General features: G+C 50.0%; 2 protein-coding genes. Both read right to left on the bottom strand.

Annotated features, from left to right (window positions below; translation table 11 throughout):
- Window positions 1-222: 222 nt before the first annotated feature.
- The gene (gene cas2, locus HMPREF9065_RS07940; RefSeq protein WP_021615423.1) at window positions 223-516 is read right to left on the bottom strand and encodes a CRISPR-associated endonuclease Cas2; all 294 of its coding nucleotides are present in this window, start codon (window positions 514-516) and stop codon (window positions 223-225) included.
- Between the two features lie 3 nt (window positions 517-519).
- On the bottom strand, window positions 520-1,265 hold a 746-nt coding region (cas1, locus tag HMPREF9065_RS07945), incomplete at its 5' end, for a CRISPR-associated endonuclease Cas1 (RefSeq protein ID WP_021615422.1).

The following is a 1,265-nucleotide window of genomic DNA, read 5'->3' as shown; positions in this document are numbered from 1 at the left end:
TTTCAACACACAGCCACCCGAAGGTGGCTGCTCCCTACATAAAAAAGCAATAAAAATCAGCGAATTAAACACTGTATTTCGCTAACTGATTTTATGATAAGGAGTTTGGTAAGTATAACGGCCACATTGTCGTTATACAAATAGATTAATTCATCCAAATTGTTAAAGAAAATAAAGATCGCTATCCCATCAGGGTTTTAATGAGAACAACAGGTTAGCGAACTAAATGACAAGCACGTCTTTAAATACATCCACTGCCGGTTTTGCCCCATGATGCTCCACTTTATTACGCCACTTACTGCCTAAATGGTAAAAACGCAGGCTATCGCACGTAGGGTCGTAGATTTCCAACAGTTTGTTTTTCAACGCGACCCATTGGTCAGGCGTGACATCGCATTCAAATACCGAATATTGCGCCCGCACGCCGTAATCTAAGCAATGTTTTGCGATGCGGCGCAATCGCGCTTGTCCGTTTGGATCGTCAAAAGAAATATCATAAGTAATCAGCATTAACATAGTTTATCTCATCAAAAACGGCGGATATTCCGCCAAATCCCCACGCAAATGGCGCGCCAACAGCATTGCCTGAATATACGGCAGCAGCCCGATTTCCACTTCTTCATCCAAAAACGGATGAACGATTTTTTCCTGCTTTTTCGCCTGCAAAGCTTGGAACAACAGCTTACGTGCATCGGCTTTCAGGCTTACCGCGCCGCTTGCTTCGGTAACAAAATCCTGCGGTTTGATTTGCCCGCGGTTAATCAGCGAAAGCACCAGCCTGTCCGCCCACCACGCGCGGAACTCTTCCAAAATATCCTGCGCCAAACTGTCGCGACCCGGTCGGTCAGCGTGCAGAAAACCCACCTGAGGGTCAAGCCCCACGCCTTGCAGCGCGCCGCTGATGTCCTTGCCCAAGATGCTGTACACAAACGACAACAGCGCATTCACCCCGTCTCTGGGCGGACGGCGGTTGCGCCCGTCAAAAGTAAAGCCGCTTTTTTCGCTCAAAAGCTGCCCGAACACGCCGAAATAACGTGCCGCCGCATCGCCTTCAATACCGCGCACCACGTCCAGCCCGTCCGCGCCTTTCAACAGCCGCAGCGAAATGTTTAAAGCATCGACCGCACTTTGAATCGCCGCATTCTCGCCGTAATTGCGAATCTGCCGCTGAAGCACCCGCTTACTCGCCTGAATCTTCGCCGCAATGATATTGCGCGCAATCGGCACGGGATTTTGCTCCGACACCCGATACTGCGCCCGACGCA

Origin of the sequence: Aggregatibacter sp. oral taxon 458 str. W10330 (assembly GCF_000466335.1) — a bacterium.
Classification (GTDB): Bacteria; Pseudomonadota; Gammaproteobacteria; order Enterobacterales; family Pasteurellaceae; genus Aggregatibacter.
This window is presented reverse-complemented; position numbering and strand designations above follow the sequence as displayed.